This is a genomic window from Acinetobacter sp. P1332, assembly GCF_044057475.1.
Classification (GTDB): Bacteria; Pseudomonadota; Gammaproteobacteria; order Pseudomonadales; family Moraxellaceae; genus Acinetobacter; species Acinetobacter johnsonii.
On sequence record NZ_CP171158.1, the window covers coordinates 1 to 13,228 of the forward strand.

The following is a 13,228-nucleotide window of genomic DNA, read 5'->3' on the forward strand; positions in this document are numbered from 1 at the left end:
CTCAAGGAGCTGCGCCTGCACGGCATGGCCACGGCCTGGGCGGAGTTGACTGCGCAGGGTGAGTCGAACACAGCCTCGTCCAAGTGGCTGCTCGAACACCTGCTGGAACAAGAGCACACAGATCGCGCCATGCGCTCGGTGAGCCACCAGATGAACATGGCCAAGCTGCCGATGCACCGCGACCTGGCCGGCTTCGACTTCAGCGCCTCCAGCGCAGACGCTCGTTTGATCAGCGAACTGGCCAGTCTGGCCTTTACCGACACCGCGCAGAACGTGGTGCTGATCGGTGGGCCTGGCACCGGTAAAACCCACCTGGCCACTGCGCTGGCCGTGTCCGGCATCACCCGGCACGGCAAGCGCGTGCGCTTCTACTCCACGGTCGATCTGGTCAATCTGCTGGAGCGCGAAAAGCACGACGGCAAAGCCGGGCGGATCGCCCAAGCTCTGCTGCGCATGGATCTGGTCATCCTCGACGAACTGGGTTATCTGCCCTTCAGCCAGGCCGGCGGTGCGTTGCTGTTTCACCTGCTATCCAAGCTGTACGAACACACCAGCGTGGTGATCACCACCAACCTGAGCTTCGCCGAATGGTCGAGCGTGTTCGGCGACGCCAAGATGACCACCGCCCTGCTGGATCGGCTGACCCACCACTGCCACATCGTCGAAACCGGTAACGAGTCCTATCGCCTGCAACACAGTAGCTTGGCGGCCCAGGCCAAGATCAAATCACGGGAGCGAAAGCGTAAGGGCGGCCAGGAACCGGAGGACGATGAGCCGTTCTGATTTCATGGCGACGACGGCCTGCTACATGGCTGCGTGTGGCAGGTCTTAAACAACTGAACTGGGCTAGCGAAGGAGTGGGGGCAACAGCAGCTGCGCTGGTAGACTTATCCACAGTTGCTGGTAACAAAATCAGCAATCCGCCCTGGGTCAAATTTCAATCGGCAGGGTGGGTCAATTTTCCATCAGCGCCAACACACTAAGCAACCATCAGAAAATTTTGACTGTACGCCAAAAAATTCGCATCTACCAGCATCTAAACAGGCGTTGTTGATTATCATAAAACACTGACACTGTATTATATAATCGTGCTTTTGTGTTATTTTTTTAATATTTACTGATTACGTACTTGCTTAACCACTCAGTTGCGCTAGAATTAATAGACGCGAAATTTAAATCTCTAATTTTCCAACACTTAGTAAAACTTCGTTTGCCATCCCACTACCATTGTAGGAGCAAATCAGGAGACATAAAAAATTAGCGGTAGCGTGCCTGGCCCTCTAGATAAGTATTGGAGACTGTAATGAAGTTTGAAAAGTCACAGACAGCAATCGACCACCTGACTCCCGAGCAACACCGAATTACCCAGGAGGCGGGCACCGAAAGGCCCTTCACGGGCGAGTACAACGACAACAAGGAGCCTGGCATCTACGTCGACATAGTGTCGGGAGAGCCACTGTTCGCTTCGACGGACAAGTTCGATTCGGGTACTGGCTGGCCCAGCTTCACCAAGCCGATCGTTTCGGCAAACGTGAACGAGGTGCGGGACAGCGCACACGGCATGGTCCGGACGGAGGTCAGGTCAGTACACGCAGACAGTCATCTCGGCCATGTGTTCCCCGATGGTCCTTCCGACCGCGGCGGTCTGCGGTACTGCATCAACTCAGCGTCCCTTCGCTTCATCCCGCGCGACGAGATGGAGTCCGAGGGATACGGTGAATATCTCGATCAAGTAGAGGAGGCTTAACATGCATCAGCGCGCTGTTCTCGCAGGAGGATGTTTCTGGGGCATGCAGGATCTGATCCGCAAGCGGCCCGGCATCATCTCGACCCGTGTGGGTTACACGGGCGGCGATATTCCGAACGCCACGTATCGTAATCACGGCACGCATGCCGAGGGGATCGAGATTGTCTTCGACCCGACAGTGACGAGCTACCGGAACATCCTGGAATTCTTCTTCCAGATCCACGATCCGACGACGCTGAACCGCCAGGGCAATGATCGTGGGCTCTCCTACCGGTCGGGCATCTATTATGTCGACGAGGAGCAGAAGCGCGTCGCCGAGGATACGATCGCCGATGTGGATGCCTCGGGGCTGTGGGATGGCAAAGTGGTGACCGAGGTCCAGCCGGTCGGCGAGTTCTGGGAGGCCGAGCCCGATCACCAGGATTATCTGGAGAAGCGCCCGGGCGGCTACACCTGCCACTTCGTCCGTCCCGGCTGGGTGCTTCCGAAGCGCCAAAAGGTTGACGACGTACAGCCAGCGGCCGGGACCGCGGCGGAATAGGCTTCACTGCCGTTGCCACTGCGCCGGTCCGGTCCGCAATCTTCGTGACCGCGTCGTTCAGCGACGCGGTCATCGAACCCTACTTCAGAGTGACGGCTCGTTCCAGTCAGTCGCCATCGCAACACCAGGATCGCAGATTTATGCCAGACCTCTCGTCCTTTCCGATCACGCAGCGCTGGCCGGCATCTCATCCCGATCGCCTGCAACTCTACGCAGCCCCTACGCCCAATGGCGTCAAGGTCTCGATCATGCTTGAGGAGACTGGCCTGGCGTACGAGCCCCACCTGATCGACATCTCGAACAACGAGTCGAAGGATCCGGCGTTCGTGTCGCTGAACCCGAACGGACGCATACCGGCGATCATCGATCCGGCTGGCCCTGACGGTAGACCCATCGCCTTATGGGAATCCGGTGCGATCCTCCTCTATCTGGCCGACAAGACGGGTCAGTTCATCTCCACCGAACCAGGCCAGCGTTACGAGACCCTAGCGTGGGTGTTCTTTCAGATGTCGGCCATCGGGCCGATGTTCGGACAGCTAGGCTTTTTCCTGCGATTTGCCGGCAAGGACTATGAGGACAAGCGACCTCGGCAGCGCTTTGTTGATGAATCCAGGCGTCTTCTCGGGGTCCTGGATCACCGGCTGGAGGGCCGCGAATGGATTGTCGATGATTACTCGATCGCGGACATTGCGACGTTTGGCTGGGTGAATGCGCTGGTCGAATTCTACGCAGCGGGCGACATCCTCGGCCTAAGCAGCTATTCGAACGTGCAGGCATGGCTCGAACGCGGGCTGGCGCGACCGGCTGTACAGCGTGGCCTGCGAATTCCTGCGAGGCCTGCATGACCATTATCGCCGCATATTATTACAACGAAGGTAAGCGAGTCCGTGAAATCAGGCTCGATGAGCACGTCGAACTAAACGAGAATCGCTCGGGCTTCTGCTGGATCGCGCTTAGCGAGCCCACCGCAGACGAACTCAGCGCGATCCAGACGACGTATAACCTCCATCCTTTGGCGATCGACAACGCCATGCACCCGCTGTGCCCGCCCAAGCTCGAGGTCTACAACGATGAGTTGTACGTCGTCGCCCAGACCGCCGAGCTGGTCGGCGACCGGATCAGCTACGGCAAGATGGCGATCTTCACCGGTCACAATCACCTTATCACCGTGCGGCACGGCAATGCCGGAGCGCTGGGCAAACTTCGGGAGCAACTCGAGGCATCGCCGACACAGTTCGGCAAGGGTGTCGACTATGTGCTGCACGCGATCTTGCACCGAGTGGTCGACCAGTATCTGCCCATCTTCGAAATGATCGAGGACGACGTCCTGGCGATGGAGCGACGGTCGCTGCACGATTTCCTCGGGCCAGAAGAGGTGGCGCGAATCTTCGAACTAAGGTCCGAACTCACGCGGTTCCAGCGCACGCTCGGGGCTATGGCCGAGCTGGTGCGAAAGCTCGTTCGCGGCCACTTTCCCTGCATCAGCGCCGAAATGACACCATATTTCCACGACGTCGCGGACCATGTCCACCGCGTGCAGTCCATGGTCGACGGCCTCCTGCTTGTCCTGTCCACGGTCTTCGAGGCCAGCAGCCTTCTGGAAGCGCAAAGGATCGGTGTGGTCACTCGCCAGCTCGCGGCCTGGGCGGCGATCTTGACGGTCCCGACGGCGATCGCCGGAATATATGGCATGAACTTCAAGCACATGCCGGAACTGGACACGCCATATGGCTACTTCGTCGTGCTCGGAGTGATAGCGGTGTTCTGCCTTCTCCTGTTCATGCGCTTCAAGAAGGCCAAGTGGCTATGAGTAACGCACTTCGCGAGCTTCTCCGTCCGCCGAGTCACAGCGCGCTTTGTGCGCGAGCGTGTCCAATCCAGTTCAAGATGAAGGTGCTTCCATGACCTCCCAGGTGACCGACGTTCTAGAAGCAGTCCAGTCATTCATCGCCAACGGCTATGACCGCGAATACCGCGTCAAGGACGGCAATCTCGTCGATCTCGAACTAGGGTCAACCCTCGATGCATGCAGCATTCGCGTCGATGCGGCGTTGCGCCTCGAGAGCGGGGACGACGGCGAAGATGCCTCCAACATCTACGCGATCACCGATCCGGCGACAGAGCATAAAGGCCTGTTGATCGACGTGTTCGATGAAATCTGCTACCGCGACCCAGTTCAAGAGTCGGGACCTCAATGTAGAAGAAGTTGACTAACGAGCATTCGCGTCATCCGATCAAGCAAGCTGGAGACATTTATGAAAGCCATTGGTTACAAGGTTCCGGGACCCATCGCCGCGGATGCCGCGCTGGTCGACATCAATCTGCCTCGGCCTGTCGCTGCAGGATACGATATCCTGGTTGAGGTGAAGGCCGTCTCGGTCAACCCGGTCGACTACAAGGTCCGCAACAGCACGCCGCCGGCAGATGGCGATTGGAAGGTGCTGGGATGGGATGCCGCCGGGATTGTGCGCGAGGTCGGCCCCGACGTCACGCAGTTCGAGTTAGGCGACGAGGTCTATTATGCCGGATCGATCACACGGCCCGGTACCAATGCGGAGTTCCATCTCGTCGACGCCCGGATTGTCGGTCACAAACCTGCGTCGCTCTCCTGGGCGGAAGCGGCGGCGCTGCCGCTGACGACGTTGACGGCCTGGGAGGCGATGTTCGACCGCCTGGACGTGGCGAAGCCCGTACCCGGTGCGGCGGAGGCGATCCTCATCATCGGTGGCGCGGGCGGGGTTGGGTCGATCGCCGTCCAGATCGCGCGACAGCGCACGGACCTCACCGTCATCGCCACAGCCTCTCGACCGGAAACCCAAGAGTGGGTAAGAGGGCTTGGAGCTCACCACGTCATCGACCATTCTCGTCCGCTCGCGCCACAGATCGCCGAACTCGGCATCGGTGCTCCCGCTTTCGTCTTTTCGACCACACATACCGAGCAACATGTCGCCGACATCGCCGAACTGATCGCCCCACAAGGACGGTTCGGACTGATCGACGATCCCAAGGCATTCGATATCATGGTTTTCAAGCGCAAGGCGGTGTCGATCCACCACGAGCTGATGTTCACGCGGTCGATCTACGGCACGCCCGACATGAATGAGCAGGGCGAGATTCTGGATGCGATGGCAGCGCTGGTTGACGACGGCAAAATCCGCACGACGCTGACCCGGCGACTGTCGCCGATCAATGCCGCCAATCTGAAGACGGTGCATGCACTGATCGAAAGTGGCGCGGCTAAAGGCAAGATCGTCCTCGAAGGCTTCTAACGACCGCGATCGCCAAACATCTTGTCCAACCTCAAAAAGCCGAACGGGTTATGCCCCAGCGATGAGAATCCCATGACCAAATCTATTGCCACCGCCTCGATCAACCGCGAAACCGCAGTCGCCCTCATCGACGCGGCGCTCGCTGCGGCCCGTGCCATCGGCATCCCGGCTGCCGTCGCCGTCGTCGACGCCACCGGTAACCTGCGCGCGTTCGAGCGCACCGACGATGCGCCGTTCCTTACCGTCGATGTTGCCATCGACAAGGCCTGGAGTTCCGCCTCGTTTGGGTTCCCGACCCATGTCTGGAACGACTATGTGACCAACGATCCAAAAGTGGCGCCGCTAGCCTATCGCCCTCGGATGGTCGCTGTCGGCGGCGGTTATCCGATTCTGGAGGATGGGAAGTTGATCGGCGGCATAGGCATCTCCGGAGGCAACTATCAGCAGGATCAGGATGCGTGCGTCGAGGCACTCATGAAAATCGGGTTCCAGTTGCCAGCCTGACGACTGTGAGGCCATCACCGGTGGTAATGGCCAACAGATCCAACCTTTGAGAGGCCTAATGATGGAAGCGTTCGTCGTCTTTACGCGGGAAGAAACCAGCGACCCACATGCACTCGCAACCTATTCTGCAGGCGTCGGACCATCGTTCGATGGTCACGACGTTACCTTTCTCGCCGCTTATGGCGCGATCCAGCATTTGGAGGGGCCGCCCATCGAAGGGGCCGTAATCTTGCGTTTCCCGACGATGCAGGCCGCTCGCGACTGGTATGACAGTCCCGCCTACCAAACCATCGCTGCTCAACGCTTTGCCGGTTCCCGTTACCGCGCCTTTATCATTGAAGGGCGGCGGTGACATACCGACAGAAGCACTTCGGCGCTGACCACGAGGTATCGGCGTGTGAACTCGCATCTTGGGAATCTGTGGGGGGGACCAAGACAGCGGCGCTAGGGGCTCATATCGTCGATCGGATCAGAGAGTTGCTCGGCGAGAATGGGTTATCTATTGCCGAGCTGACGGAGCGGAGCCGCCCTCTCCCAACGGATTGATTCAATCGTTGACGCTCCTCCTATCCGGATCCGGGTTTTCGCACGCTGATCAACAGAGTTACAGCGCGCAACGCCTGTAGTGGGCATCAGGGGATGGGTGGCAATCAGGATGATTGCCCACCTTCCAACGATTAACCTTGCTCAAGTTGCTTCACTAGTCGCTCCGCGTCGAGATGGAAGTCCGAGAAAACAATGCTACCGCCAGCGTCGATAACCGTAAACCACGGAGTTCCTCGTGTGCGGTAGTCTTCCATGAAGGTTGGAAACGGCGAGCCGGTCGGTTGCTCGTCGTGACCGAAAACGATAGGAAGCTCATACTTGAGCTGGTTCACGCGCAACTTCTCGAAGGTATTCTCATGCGTTCCTTCGAAGACGGTCTGGATCACTGCGAACCCCACGTCTTTTGAGCTCAACGCTGCATGCAACTTTTGTAGCGTCGGAAACCCATGCAAATGGCAACCTTGGCACCAATGCTGGAAGGCAAACAAGATTTTCGGGCCGGGCCCGATATCTGACAGTTTGAACGGCGCGATACTTTCCCCATCTTTGCCAATCCATTTTTGCACCCGCAGCTCAGGCGCTTGTCGTTCGATCTCGTTCATCTGATCCTCCAACCCCGATACAGAAGCTTAGTGGATGATCGCGCGTCGCGACGGTGCGCGAACGTCCGACCTTATTTTCCCTATTTCCTGAAGCCAGAATAGATCAGATCGACATTTCGTCCTTAATATACTCAAGCTGCCGGCGAGCGCGAACTGGGCAACCATGCGCTGGTGAGCCTTGAGCTTTGCACGCTGCCCATCCGTTTGAGAGCGAACCTGCAACTTCCGCTCCGCATACCGCAGATCAGCGTACGCAGCCTTGGGGTTATCTACCCTATAGCCATTGGGTATTGGGAATCATGCTGGCCTGACGCTATGTTCGATACGCGATTTTTTACGATGATAGAGCATCTGTATCTGATTTTTAGTCGATTGGCTTATTCGGCGGATGTGCGGGCAAATGCTTTACGCAGAGTACTGAAATGAAGGCCGGCTTCGGTCTGCCGTATCGAGCAAGAGGGGTCACTATGGTCACCAGAGGTTTCACCGGTCGCGGTTCAGGCGACCAGTCCGATCGGATTCCGCCAGGTCAGCATCTGGTGGAGGATTTCCCTGTTCTGTCGGCCGGCCCTACGCCGAGGGTAGAGCCCTCCGACTGGAAATTCACAGTCAAAATTGGTCCGAAGCCCGTCAAAACGTGGAATTGGGGCGAATTCAACACTCTACCAAAGACCCAGGTGACAAAGGATATTCACTGCGTCACCTCTTGGTCCAAACTGGATACCGTTTGGGAGGGTGTACTCATTGAAGACATCCTTGCAGATGCAGAGCTTGATCGGCCTACCGATTTCGTCTTGGCGCACTGCTACGATAATTATTCGACAAACGTCCCTCTGACGGATCTGCTTTCCGGGAAAGCGATGGTCGCCCTCAGTTATGCGGGCAAGCCACTTTCCCGCGATCATGGGGGGCCGGCGCGTCTTCTAGTGCCGCACCTTTACTTCTGGAAATCCGCCAAATGGGTGAATGCGCTGCAATTCACGACGCGTGACGAGGCCGGCTTTTGGGAGCTGCACGGCTATCACATCTACGGCGATCCGTGGCGCGAACAACGATACACCCATGACTGAAAACGAAGCGCAAGTCCGTTCGTGGCAATCATGCGTGATCGACGACATCATCCAGCAAACACCGAGTATCAAGAGCTTCTTCCTTCGGTTGAGCAAGCCGTTCGCGCACACCGCAGGTCAGCACGTCGATATCCGGCTGACCGCGCCCGACGGCTACAGTGCAATGCGCAGCTACTCGATCGCGTCATCGGCAGTTTCGACCCCGATCGTCGAGATAGCTATCGAGCGCATGCCGGATGCCGAAGTTTCGCCGTTTTTTCACGACATCGCGGCGATTGGTGACGAAATCGAAGTTCGCGGTCCGCTCGGTGGCCATTTCCTTTGGCCTGAGCCTGCCATAGATCCGGTTCTGTTGATCGGGGGAGGCTCCGGCCTCGTGCCGTTGATGGCAATGATCCGGCAGCGCCGCGCATTGGCCCAAGCCGTTCCGACAGCGTTGCTCCTGTCCGCACGAACCGCCGAGGACGTTCTCTTCTCAGAAGAACTTCATTGCATCGAAATCAGCGATCCGGCGTTCGTCCTGGCGCTCGCGATTACGCGCGAGAAACCGGTTCGCGCATCGGACTTTGCGCGACGGATCGACGGCATGATGGTCCAAGAAATTCTAACCAGGCTTCAGGGAAAGCCGACGCAAGTGTTCGTCTGCGGGTCTAACGGATTCGTCAACATCGCAACCGATAGCGCGCTGCTGGCGGGCTTGGACGCCTCCATCATCAAGACGGAGCGCTACGGGGGCTAGCGGCGCGAGCTATCTCACGTCGCGCCGATCGTAGACGTGCGCCCTGGGAAGCTTTGGCGATCAACGTGAACCGTTTTGCCGAACACAGTCTTCGTACCCCCCGGCCTCTAGAACGCCTTCGCTCGCGATACCTGGCTCGACATCAAGCTCAATTTGAAAGTTCCTGCACTATCCGTCGTCCTGATATGCTCGACCAGCATGATGGGCGATTCGAGCGGGACCGCTTCCGTCCCAATCGAGGCTCGGTTACCTTAGAGCATCGGCTCGGCGCTACAGGAGGCGCGTGCGGCCTCTGCCTGGCGGTGAAAGCACTTTGGGCCATGTCGCCTGGATAGCGGCCAATCGTCAGCATCTGCTCCGATGTCGGCCAAGGTGCAGTCGCCATCTTTGAACGCCGCGAATTGGAGATCAACGCCATGACAGCGATCCGCGTGCAACTGCCGGAGATGCAATATGACAACTGATGTATTGCTGTACACCACGAATTGGTGCCCGTTCTGCCGCCGAGCGAAGGCGCTCCTCAAGGAAAAGGGCGTGCGATGGAAGGAGCTCGATATTGAGGCGGATCCGGCTCACCGGCAGGCCATGGCGGAAGCGTCGGGGCGAAGCTCCGTGCCGCAGATCTTCATCAATGGCACCCTTATCGGTGGCTCCGATGAGCTATTCGCGCTCGATGTCAGAGGCGAGCTCGACAAACTTCTCGGGCGCAACCCGCCTGCCACCTGAGGAGGTGCGGCTTGGGGCAGCCAGCCCGCGAGCCTTCGCCGGTTGATGAATACAAAAGGAGAGTCCGTTGGTCTCAGCCATCTGGAAAGACACTACTATCGCCACAAGCGACGAAACAGTCATCGTCGAGGGAAATCACTACTTCCCACCGTCAGGAGTCGACCTGAGCCTGCTTGAGATGAGCCCGCACACATCTGTCTGTCCGATCAAAGGCGCCGCGCGCTTCTTTCATGTTCGCGCGGGTGACGCGCTCAACGTGAACGCCGCTTGGACCTATCCCGCCCCCACTCCGGATGCCGAGGGTATCCGGGATTACATCGCTTTCTGGAAAGGCGTGGACGTTGCCTAGCAGACTGGACGGACGACTTCGCTGATAGCCATGCGGGCGCCGACATCTCAATTATCCTGCCCACCCCGGGCCTCGTCGGCTGCAGGAATCTGCCCGGCACCTTAGCGCGACCCGGCACTGGCGGTCTCGCACCCGCCGCGCCTCTGTTCTATCAATAAGGATGGATGACATGGAGCATTCCGAGTTCGATGCCGCTTTCGCGAAGCTTGCGGAGGGATACAGAGAAGGGACTTATGAAGGCCGGCGTTTCAGCTTGATCGTCCGGCGATCTGGGGACGGACGTCGCAACAGTCTGTTCGCCAGGGAGTTGGACGGGACTGACATTGTCAGCTTCAACCTCTTCCGCGTTACATCAGATAGGACATTGTTGAAGCCGTGCGAAATGTCCGCCGAAAAGGTCGTAGCGTTCGTGCTGGAGTTCCGACCGGACACCTGACGGGCAGAAGAAGATCCCGGCCAACCGGCGCGCCTGCGACGGCCGGCTATCTAAGGCTGCGCAAGCCTATAGCCGCAGCTCATTGCACTTCGTCTGGCGAGGAATTCAACATCGATACGTCGCCATCCGCGGGGATATCGGTACAGGCGCCCGTGTAAGCCAGATTGAGAAATCCTAAGCGATGACTAACACCAATGACGCCACCCTTCCGACACATTCTATTCTTGAGGAATGCACAGCGATGGCTGTCGTCAACGCTCTGAAGATTATTCTGAAGAACAGCTACGCGATCTACCTTAAGACAAAAAATGCCACTCGGGCGCATCCCGCCCCTACTTCAGGGACTTTCACTTGCTTCTCGCTCTGTCACTCACAGCATCGGCACGCCCATGACGCATGGTATCCAGGCCTCATAATTTTCCCATATAACCTTCTTGTCTTTTGCGCACCCAGAAAGACTCGAGGCTTTAACTGGACAGATGAACCCTCGAGGGTAGTGTTCACCTGATTGGCTTTCTCATATCTGATGTTGATTCGCACAGTGTGCCAACCAGGTGATAGTTTCAAAAAACCTGCGCTTCAGAGCGAATTAGACGATCTTCGATAAGAGCGATCCGCCTCAAAATCCAAAACATCTAACATTGTCCTAGAGCCATATTTGTACCTAGTACTATGGCGCTCCCATTAACACATTTGATGATGCACAGAAAACTTAGCTCATGATAGCTTTCAGCTAACAGCTATTCGGAAGCCCGAAAGGATTCAACCGTTTAAGCGTGAACCGTCGATTATAAATACTTTCGTAAGTTAGCTTTAAAGGACGCTTTTAGTCCTTGTAAATACGCATTACGACTCCACAGCTACCAAATCCATACGGCGCCAGCAACCATTAAAACACCCGACACTACTAAAACAATAGTAGAGGCGCGATTGCTGCCTTTCAAAGTATGACCAACACCCACATCCATAACTAGGTGTCGAATTCCGGCTACGAGATGATAAATAAATGAAGAGTATACCAACCAGAAACTAACTTTGCCGAAAGGTGAAGAAAAAATCTCCTTGACTTCATTAAAACCCTTTTCTGACTCCAACGATTTGCTCAGCATATACAGTATCAGTCCCAGAAAAATAAAGAGCATAATTCCTGAAATCCGGTGCAGAATCGATGTAAGCGCCGTGAGAGGAAGCTGAATGGTTCGAATATCAAGATTAACCGGCCGCTTTTTATTCATTTTGACTCCAGTCAACAATTCTAGTGGGGGATTTCAGTTTTCGATCTCATTCATCATAGCAGCTGTAACTAAGGCTGGCGGCGACAATAATGGAGATATTCTATATCTTATCTTAAACAAATCTCTAAAATGGAACAAGTCACATTTAAAGTGCTTTGCGCTCATCATGCTTGTGATTATTTTAAAGCAAACATGTAATCTTTCTTCTGCATCTAAAGCCTTGCCCATCAAGTGCTTACCACAATCATTTTATCGACGTATGCAGCGCTTCTTTGCAGGTCAGTATTTTGATTATCGTCAAATTTCTCAGTTGATTTTCAATATGTTTTCATTCGACCAAGTGCAACTGACTTTAGATAGAACCAATTGGAAATGGGGAAAACGAAATATTAATATCCTGATGCTCGCAATCGTTTATCGTGGAATAGCGATACCTATCCTTTGGACATTGCTTAATAAACGTGGAAATTCAGATACGAAAGAGCGCATTGCTTTGATTCAACGCTTTATAGCCATTTTTGGTAAAGACCGTATTGTGAATGTGTTCGCAGACAGAGAGTTTATCGGTGAGCAGTGGTTTACATGGTTAATTGAACAAGACATCAACTTCTGCATTCGTGTTAAAAAAACTTCATTGTCACCAATCATTTAGGAAAGAATCATAAAATTAGTGATTTATTTCGCCATCTTAAAGTTGGTCAAATTGAATGTCGTAAACGACGGATTTTGGTTGGTCGGGTGAAACTATATATAAGTGCACTACAGTTAGAAAATGGAGAGCTTTTACTCGTCGTTTCTCCTCAGTTTAATGCCAATGCTATTCAGGATTATGCATTACGCTGGGAAATTGAAACCTTATTCAGTTGTCTCAAAGGACGCGGGTTTAATCTTGAAAATACGCGCTTGACAGACCCTAGACGAGTGAAAAAATTGATTGCGGTGTTAGCTATAAGCTTCTGTTGGTGTTACTTAACGGGTGAATGGCAACATGATCAAAAAAAAGCGATAAAAATAAAGAAGCATGGACGACTCTCAATGAGTTTATTTCGCTATGGTTTAGACTATGTTCAAATGGCGATTCAGCGTTTAATTGGTTTTGGGAAAAAAGAAGAGTTTAAGGAAATTTTGGCAATTTTAAGAAGGCAGAATCCTGATAGGATAAGGGTTCTGTGAAATTTGTCGTGTACAGAGTTTTTTCATTTAACAATATCCTCATTACAGATTTTTATAGCATTGGTATTTGTTCGATCAGTTGAGAACATAACTGAATGTTGTTTTTTCATAAGCATATCGACATCATCATTTATGAGTAGAGGTAATAAGGAATTTTAAAGGTTGAGCCATATTCCACTACACCAAGTTTTAAGCGTTGTGCTTATTTAATTTAATTATAGTGAAAAAGTTAGCTTATAAATTTTAAAAAAAAATTAATGACCATGGTTTTTATTAAAATATCTATATAGA

Annotated in this window: 18 protein-coding genes; 16 read left to right on the forward strand and 2 right to left on the reverse strand. The window is 54.6% G+C overall.

Translation table 11 applies throughout. From position 1 onward, the window contains the following. The first annotated feature begins 24 nt into the window (after nucleotides 1-24). The 9 genes from istB to ACFN7Z_RS17590 all read left to right on the forward strand — a co-directional run bounded on the left by istB (nucleotide 25) and on the right by ACFN7Z_RS17590 (nucleotide 6,413). On the forward strand, nucleotides 25-783 hold the full coding sequence (gene istB / locus ACFN7Z_RS17550; RefSeq protein WP_074964445.1) for an IS21-like element ISPst3 family helper ATPase IstB: 759 nt from the start codon (nucleotides 25-27) through the stop codon (nucleotides 781-783). Nucleotides 784-1,303: 520 nt separating this feature from the next. Then, nucleotides 1,304-1,747 carry a peptide-methionine (R)-S-oxide reductase MsrB gene (gene msrB / locus ACFN7Z_RS17555; RefSeq protein ID WP_003464965.1) on the forward strand — a complete coding sequence of 148 codons (444 nt, stop codon included), beginning with the start codon at nucleotides 1,304-1,306 and terminating at the stop codon, nucleotides 1,745-1,747. A gap of 1 nt (nucleotide 1,748) precedes the next feature. Then, nucleotides 1,749-2,288 carry a peptide-methionine (S)-S-oxide reductase MsrA gene (gene msrA / locus ACFN7Z_RS17560; protein WP_003464967.1) on the forward strand — a complete coding sequence of 180 codons (540 nt, stop codon included), beginning with the start codon at nucleotides 1,749-1,751 and terminating at the stop codon, nucleotides 2,286-2,288. 140 nt (nucleotides 2,289-2,428) lie between these two features. After that, nucleotides 2,429-3,133 carry a glutathione S-transferase N-terminal domain-containing protein gene (locus ACFN7Z_RS17565; RefSeq protein ID WP_005006007.1) on the forward strand — a complete coding sequence of 235 codons (705 nt, stop codon included), beginning with the start codon at nucleotides 2,429-2,431 and terminating at the stop codon, nucleotides 3,131-3,133. Continuing rightward, nucleotides 3,130-4,098 carry a magnesium and cobalt transport protein CorA gene (locus tag ACFN7Z_RS17570; protein ID WP_002118270.1) on the forward strand — a complete coding sequence of 323 codons (969 nt, stop codon included), beginning with the start codon at nucleotides 3,130-3,132 and terminating at the stop codon, nucleotides 4,096-4,098. The genes ACFN7Z_RS17565 and ACFN7Z_RS17570 overlap by 4 nt, the downstream gene beginning before the upstream one ends. Before the next feature lie 91 nt (nucleotides 4,099-4,189). Then, nucleotides 4,190-4,498 (forward strand): hypothetical protein, encoded by a 309-nt coding sequence (locus ACFN7Z_RS17575; RefSeq protein WP_005006003.1) that lies wholly within the window; start codon nucleotides 4,190-4,192, stop codon nucleotides 4,496-4,498. Between the two features lie 45 nt (nucleotides 4,499-4,543). Next, complete coding sequence (locus ACFN7Z_RS17580) at nucleotides 4,544-5,557, forward strand: zinc-binding alcohol dehydrogenase family protein (RefSeq protein WP_002118279.1); 1,014 nt, start codon at nucleotides 4,544-4,546, stop codon at nucleotides 5,555-5,557. Nucleotides 5,558-5,629: 72 nt separating this feature from the next. Continuing rightward, nucleotides 5,630-6,061 carry a heme-binding protein gene (locus ACFN7Z_RS17585; RefSeq protein WP_005006001.1) on the forward strand — a complete coding sequence of 144 codons (432 nt, stop codon included), beginning with the start codon at nucleotides 5,630-5,632 and terminating at the stop codon, nucleotides 6,059-6,061. Nucleotides 6,062-6,119: 58 nt separating this feature from the next. Next, on the forward strand, nucleotides 6,120-6,413 hold the full coding sequence (locus ACFN7Z_RS17590) for a DUF1330 domain-containing protein (protein WP_010591688.1): 294 nt from the start codon (nucleotides 6,120-6,122) through the stop codon (nucleotides 6,411-6,413). 325 nt (nucleotides 6,414-6,738) lie between these two features. On the opposite strand, the gene ACFN7Z_RS17595 is transcribed toward ACFN7Z_RS17590, so the two are convergent. Next, nucleotides 6,739-7,209, reverse strand: coding sequence for a hypothetical protein (locus ACFN7Z_RS17595; RefSeq protein ID WP_003464979.1), 471 nt, complete (start codon nucleotides 7,207-7,209; stop codon nucleotides 6,739-6,741). 185 nt (nucleotides 7,210-7,394) lie between these two features. Here ACFN7Z_RS17595 and ACFN7Z_RS17600 point away from each other — a divergent pair, with 185 nt between their 5' ends. From ACFN7Z_RS17600 to ACFN7Z_RS17625, 6 genes are all read left to right on the forward strand, one after another. Next, nucleotides 7,395-7,520: a hypothetical protein gene (locus ACFN7Z_RS17600; protein WP_256380712.1), complete on the forward strand. Its 126-nt coding sequence runs from the start codon at nucleotides 7,395-7,397 to the stop codon at nucleotides 7,518-7,520. Between the two features lie 156 nt (nucleotides 7,521-7,676). Beyond that, on the forward strand, nucleotides 7,677-8,279 hold the full coding sequence (locus ACFN7Z_RS17605; protein WP_003464980.1) for a sulfite oxidase-like oxidoreductase: 603 nt from the start codon (nucleotides 7,677-7,679) through the stop codon (nucleotides 8,277-8,279). After that, nucleotides 8,272-9,018, forward strand: coding sequence for a ferredoxin reductase (locus ACFN7Z_RS17610; RefSeq protein WP_002118292.1), 747 nt, complete (start codon nucleotides 8,272-8,274; stop codon nucleotides 9,016-9,018). The genes ACFN7Z_RS17605 and ACFN7Z_RS17610 overlap by 8 nt, the downstream gene beginning before the upstream one ends. A gap of 453 nt (nucleotides 9,019-9,471) precedes the next feature. Then, nucleotides 9,472-9,744 carry a glutaredoxin 3 gene (gene grxC, locus ACFN7Z_RS17615; RefSeq protein ID WP_005005995.1) on the forward strand — a complete coding sequence of 91 codons (273 nt, stop codon included), beginning with the start codon at nucleotides 9,472-9,474 and terminating at the stop codon, nucleotides 9,742-9,744. 67 nt (nucleotides 9,745-9,811) lie between these two features. After that, nucleotides 9,812-10,093 (forward strand): DUF427 domain-containing protein, encoded by a 282-nt coding sequence (locus ACFN7Z_RS17620; RefSeq protein ID WP_003464986.1) that lies wholly within the window; start codon nucleotides 9,812-9,814, stop codon nucleotides 10,091-10,093. Nucleotides 10,094-10,262: 169 nt separating this feature from the next. Then, on the forward strand, nucleotides 10,263-10,529 hold the full coding sequence (locus tag ACFN7Z_RS17625) for a hypothetical protein (protein ID WP_003464988.1): 267 nt from the start codon (nucleotides 10,263-10,265) through the stop codon (nucleotides 10,527-10,529). An 860-nt stretch (nucleotides 10,530-11,389) separates the two neighbouring features. Here the strand turns inward: ACFN7Z_RS17625 and sdhC are convergent. Next, entirely contained in the window at nucleotides 11,390-11,764 is a 375-nt protein-coding gene (sdhC, locus tag ACFN7Z_RS17630) for a succinate dehydrogenase, cytochrome b556 subunit (RefSeq protein ID WP_005005993.1), read from the reverse strand. 97 nt (nucleotides 11,765-11,861) lie between these two features. Here sdhC and ACFN7Z_RS17635 point away from each other — a divergent pair. Next, nucleotides 11,862-12,937 (forward strand): IS4-like element ISAba1 family transposase gene (locus ACFN7Z_RS17635; RefSeq protein ID WP_117008103.1). Its coding sequence is split into 2 segments (ribosomal slippage): nucleotides 11,862-12,387 and nucleotides 12,387-12,937, totalling 1,077 coding nucleotides; the frame shifts between segments, so codons are not numbered across the junction. Nucleotides 12,938-13,228 lie beyond the last annotated feature (291 nt).